General features: G+C 62.4%; 5 protein-coding genes and 1 pseudogene. 4 read left to right on the top strand and 2 right to left on the bottom strand.

What is annotated here, in order from left to right:
• The coding region (locus tag G3436_RS27460; protein WP_243667069.1) for a hypothetical protein at nt 1-183 on the top strand (183 nt) is incomplete at its 5' end.
• Nucleotides 184-207: 24 nt separating this feature from the next.
• On the opposite strand, the gene G3436_RS08775 is transcribed toward G3436_RS27460, so the two are convergent.
• Both G3436_RS08775 and G3436_RS08770 read right to left on the bottom strand, forming a co-directional pair.
• Nucleotides 208-627 carry a DUF3010 family protein gene (locus G3436_RS08775; protein WP_163943690.1) on the bottom strand — a complete coding sequence of 140 codons (420 nt, stop codon included), beginning with the start codon at nt 625-627 and terminating at the stop codon, nt 208-210.
• Nucleotides 628-634: 7 nt separating this feature from the next.
• Nucleotides 635-1045, bottom strand: a complete 411-nt coding sequence (locus tag G3436_RS08770) for a lysozyme inhibitor LprI family protein (RefSeq protein WP_163943687.1) — start codon at nt 1043-1045, stop codon at nt 635-637.
• Between the two features lie 233 nt (nt 1046-1278).
• On the opposite strand from G3436_RS08770, the gene G3436_RS08765 reads away from it, so the two are divergent.
• The 3 genes and pseudogenes from G3436_RS08765 (at nt 1279) to dgcA (ending at nt 4915) form a co-directional block, all read left to right on the top strand.
• Nucleotides 1279-2256 carry a dipeptidase gene (locus G3436_RS08765; RefSeq protein ID WP_163943684.1) on the top strand — a complete coding sequence of 326 codons (978 nt, stop codon included), beginning with the start codon at nt 1279-1281 and terminating at the stop codon, nt 2254-2256.
• Nucleotides 2257-2309: 53 nt separating this feature from the next.
• Nucleotides 2310-2840 carry a DUF5943 domain-containing protein gene (locus G3436_RS08760; protein ID WP_163943681.1) on the top strand — a complete coding sequence of 177 codons (531 nt, stop codon included), beginning with the start codon at nt 2310-2312 and terminating at the stop codon, nt 2838-2840.
• A gap of 15 nt (nt 2841-2855) precedes the next feature.
• Nucleotides 2856-4915, top strand: a pseudogene (dgcA, locus tag G3436_RS08755) (dimethylglycine demethylation protein DgcA).
• The last annotated feature ends 117 nt before the right edge of the window (nt 4916-5032 follow it).

Genomic DNA, 5032 nt, shown 5'->3' with positions numbered 1-5032 from the left:
CGGCCGGCACCTCGAAGCCCAGCCCGCGCAGGTGACCCAGCAGGTCGTCCTGATCAATCAAATCGGCATGCATCATGGCGGTTTTCCTTGTTCTACGCAGAAGGTGGTTCGATTCTGGAAGCGCCGCTGCGCGGCGACAAGGGGCATGTCCGCTTTACCTATGAACAGGTCGTTTTCGGCTAAAGCGACCGGGCCGGCGCGGTGTATTCAGCCACGCTTGAGCAGCACCGCGCAGGCACTCTTGTAAGCCTCGTGCTGGTACTTGTGCAGCGACGCCGGCAGTTCAAGGTTGTGCTTCTTGGCCTGGGCGCTGACGGTTTGCGGCGAGACCAGTTCGACCGCGCAATTGTCCAGCAACTGCAACACGCCTTCGATCTTGAAGGTGGTGGGGCCGCCGGCAAAGTCACCTTTCTTGCTGCGCTTCTTGATCGCCAGGCGCTCGATGCCCTGCTCGCTGACAAAGGCTTTCACCTGCGCGGCAAACGCCTTGACCTGGGCCGCATCCTCATCGTCCTCCAAGCCGATCTTCTTGGTCGCCACGCCAACGTGCACAGGGCTGCCAGCCTCCAGGCCGGCCACGGCCAGCAGGGCTTCGCTGCCCTTGATTTCGATTCCGCAGATTTTCATGTGTGCCTCAATCGGAGTTTTGCAGGCCCAGGGACTGCAGGTATTCGGAACGGTCGTCGCTACGTTGTGCCAGGCAGGTGTTCTGCGCCGCCTCGAAGTCCTTGCCGGGCTTGCTGTCGAACGTCTCGACCTTGCAGTCGGCGTCACGCACCTGCTTCCACAGGTTCTCGGCAGCGTTCAGGCGGTTGCTCAGTTCACTGATCTTGGCCCCCTGGCCGGCGTACTGTTCCTTGATGCGTTCGAGCAGGTCGGCAAAGGCCGCGTTGAGTTCGCGCTCGGCGGTGGTGCGGCTGAACAGCGCACAGTCATAGTTCTGCTGCGCCGTCTCGACGTTGTCACACGGCGTGTTTTCGTCACGTTCCTCGGCGTGTGCGCCCAGCGTCACGGCCACGAGGGCAAGCCATACCAGCGATTTCATCAACAGGGTCTCCCACCAGGGTACGCGCAACAGGATTGGCGATTCTCGCAAAGCACCGCGGCAAAGAACAGCGCTGAACCCACGGGCCATCAACCGCCCTTTGTCGCCCGTTGACGCTTTCGGCAATTCCCCTGTCGTTTTTGCATCCTGGCGACCTGCCCACGAGGCATATGCTGGTCCCAAAGCGCCGGCAGACGATTCGGCGCACAGACACCAAAAAAGGGGACAGCCTGATGAGCCCAGCCGAGTTACACGCAGACAGCATCGTTATCGACGGGCTGATCATCGCCAAATGGAACCGCGAGCTGTTCGAGGACATGCGCAAAGGTGGCCTCACCGCCGCCAACTGCACGGTGTCGGTATGGGAAGGCTTTCAGACCACGGTCAACAGCATCGTCGCCAGCCAGAAGCTGATCCGCGACAACAGCGACCTGGTGCTCCCGGTGCGCACCACTGCCGACATCCGCAAGGCCAAGGAACTGGGCAAGACCGGCATCCTCTTCGGCTTTCAGAATGCCCACGCCTTCGAAGACCAGATCGGCTATGTCGACATCTTCAAGCAGCTGGGCGTGGGCATCGTGCAGATGTGCTACAACACCCAGAACCTGGTGGGCACCGGCTGCTACGAACGTGATGGCGGGCTGTCGGGCTTCGGCCGCGAGATCGTCGCCGAGATGAACCGCGTGGGGGTCATGTGCGACCTGTCTCACGTCGGCTCCAAGACCAGTGAAGAGGTCATCCTCGAATCGAAAAAACCGGTGTGCTACTCCCACTGCCTGCCCTCCGGGCTCAAGGAGCACCCGCGCAACAAGTCCGATGCAGAGCTGAAGTTCATTGCCGACCATGGCGGCTTTGTCGGCGTTACCATGTTTGCGCCGTTTTTGGCCAAGGGCATCGACTCGACCATCGACGACTATGCCGAAGCCATCGAGTACACCATGAACCTGGTGGGCGAGGACGCCATCGGTATCGGCACCGATTTCACCCAGGGCCACGGCCAGGATTTCTTCGAATACCTGACCCACGACAAGGGCTATGCGCGCCGCCTCACCAGCTTCGGCAAGATCATCAACCCGCTGGGCATCCGCACCGTCGGCGAGTTCCCCAACCTCACCGAAACCCTGCTCAAGCGCGGCCATCCCGAACGCGTGGTGAGAAAGATCATGGGCGAAAACTGGGTCAACGTCCTCAAGGACGTCTGGGGCGAATAACCCCCTCGCCCCAGCCAGCCGCACCCCCTTTTCCTTGTTGGAGTTAAGTTTCCATGGCCAAGATCGCCCCGCAATTGCCTATCGAAGTCGACAGCGAGACCGGTATCTGGACCAGCGATGCGCTGCCGATGCTCTACGTGCCACGGCACTTCTTCGTCAACAACCACATGGGGATCGAAGAGGTGCTGGGCGCCGACGCCTACGCCGAGATCCTCTACAAGGCCGGCTACAAGTCGGCCTGGCACTGGTGTGAAAAAGAGGCTGAATGCCATGGCCTGCAAGGCGTGGCGGTATTCGAACACTACATGAAGCGCCTGTCGCAGCGTGGCTGGGGCCTGTTCAAGATCCAGGCCATCGACCTCGACAAGGGCACCGCCAGCGTCACGCTCGAACACTCGGCCTTCGTCTACGTGTACGGCAAGGTCGGGCGCAAGGTCGACTACATGTTCACCGGTTGGTTTGCCGGTGCCATGGACCAGATCCTGGCAGCCCGCGGCAGCACCCTTCGCACGGTCGCCGAGCAGGTCTACGGCGGTTCTGAAGAAGGCCATGACGACGGCCTGTTCATCGTCAAACCACTGTAAGCCGAGGACCGCGCCATGGCATTCGAAGCAATGTTCCAGCCGATCCAGATCGGCAAACTGACCATCCGCAATCGGGTCCTGAGCACCGCGCACGCCGAGGTGTACGCCACCGACGGCGGCATGACCACCGAGCGCTATGTGAAGTACTACGAAGAGAAAGCCAAGGGCGGTATCGGCCTGGCGATCTGTGGCGGCTCCTCGGTGGTGGCCATCGACAGCCCGCAGCAATGGTGGGCCTCGGTGAACCTGGCCACCGACCGCATCATTCCGCATTTCCAGAACCTGGCCGATGCCATGCACAAGCATGGCGCCAAGATCATGATCCAGATTACCCACATGGGCCGGCGTTCGCGCTGGGACGGTTTCAACTGGCCGACCCTGCTGTCGCCCTCGGGTATCCGCGAACCGGTGCACCGCGCCACTTGCAAGACCATCGAGCCGGAGGAGATCTGGCGGGTGATCGACAACTACGCGCAGGCCGCGCGGCGCGCCAAAGAGGGCGGCCTGGATGGCGTCGAGCTGTCGGCGGTGCACCAGCACATGATCGACCAGTTCTGGAGCCCGCGGGTCAACAAGCGCACCGATGAATGGGGCGGCAGCTTCGAGAAACGCATGAGGTTCGGCCTGGAAGTGCTCAAGGCCGTGCGTGAGGAAGTGGGCCCGGACTTCTGCGTGGGCATGCGCATCTGCGGTGACGAGTTCCATCCCGATGGCCTCAGCCACGAAGACATGAAGGAGATCGCCAAATATTACGATGCCACCGGCATGCTGGATTTCTTCGGCGTGATCGGTTCGGGCTGCGACACCCATAACACCCTGGCCAACGTGATCCCCAACATGAGCTTCCCGCCGGAGCCGTTCCTGCACCTGGCGGCCGGGATCAAGGAAGTGGTCAGCGTGCCGGTGATGCACGCGCAGAACATCAAGGACCCCAACCAGGCCACGCGCATTCTGGAAGGTGGCTATGTGGACATGGTCGGCATGACCCGTGCGCACATTGCCGACCCGCACCTGATTGCCAAGATCAAGATGGGCCAGATCGACCAGATCAAGCAGTGCGTAGGCGCCAACTACTGCATCGACCGCCAGTACCAGGGCCTGGACGTACTGTGCATTCAAAACGCCGCCACCTCGCGCGAATACATGGGCGTGCCGCACATCATCGAGAAATCCACCGGGCCCAAACGCAAGGTGGTGGTGGTCGGTGCCGGCCCGGCCGGCATGGAAGCAGCCCGCGTGGCTGCCGAGCGCGGCCACGAGGTGACCCTGTTCGAGAAGAAGGACGCGATTGGCGGTCAGATCAGCCTGGCGGCCAAGGCGCCGCAGCGCGACCAGATTGCCGGTATCACTCGTTGGTACCAGCTGGAGCTGGCGCGGCTGAAGGTCGACCTGCGCCTGGGCACCGGCGCCGATGCCGAAACCATCATGGACCTGCGTCCGGACGTGGTGGTGCTGGCGGTGGGCGGGCACCCGTTCGTCGAGCAGAACGAACACTGGGGCGCGGCCGAGGGGCTGTGGTCAGCAGTTGGGACGTGCTTGACGGCACCGTGGCGCCGGGCAAGACCGCACTGGTGTACGACACCATCTGCGAGTTCACCGGCATGTCGGTGGCGGACTTCCTGGCCGACAAGGGCAGCCAGGTCGAGATCGTCACCGACGACATCAAGCCGGGCGTGGCGATTGGTGGCACGTCGTTCCCGACCTACTACCGCAGCATGTACCCCAAGGAAGTGATCATGACCGGTGACCTGATGCTGGAGAAGGTCTACCGCGAGGGCGACAAGCTGGTGGCGGTGCTGGAGAACGAGTACACCGGGGCCAAGGAGGAGCGGGTGGTCGACCAGGTGGTGATCGAGAACGGCGTGCGGCCGGACGAGGCGCTGTATTACGCGCTCAAGGAAGGTTCACGCAACAAGGGCCAGATGGACATCGAGGCACTGTTCGCGATCCAGCCGCAGCCGATCCTGAGCCAGCCGGGGGAAGGGTACCTGCTGTACCGCATCGGTGACTGTGTGGCGCAGCGCAATACCCACGCGGCGATCTATGACGCCTTGCGCCTGTGCAAGGATTTCTGATCGCGCACTGCCGCTGATGGCTTTGCACAACCCTGTGGGAGCTGGCTTGCCAGCGAAGGGATCGACGCCCTGTCCGTTGATGCGCGGCGTCTGCTTCGCTGCAGCAGCTCCCACAGG

The sequence above is a fragment of the Pseudomonas brassicae genome, from assembly GCF_010671725.1.
Taxonomy (GTDB): domain Bacteria; phylum Pseudomonadota; class Gammaproteobacteria; order Pseudomonadales; family Pseudomonadaceae; genus Aquipseudomonas; species Aquipseudomonas brassicae.
Note: the sequence above shows the minus strand (reverse complement) of the source record. Positions and strands in the feature narration are given on the sequence as shown.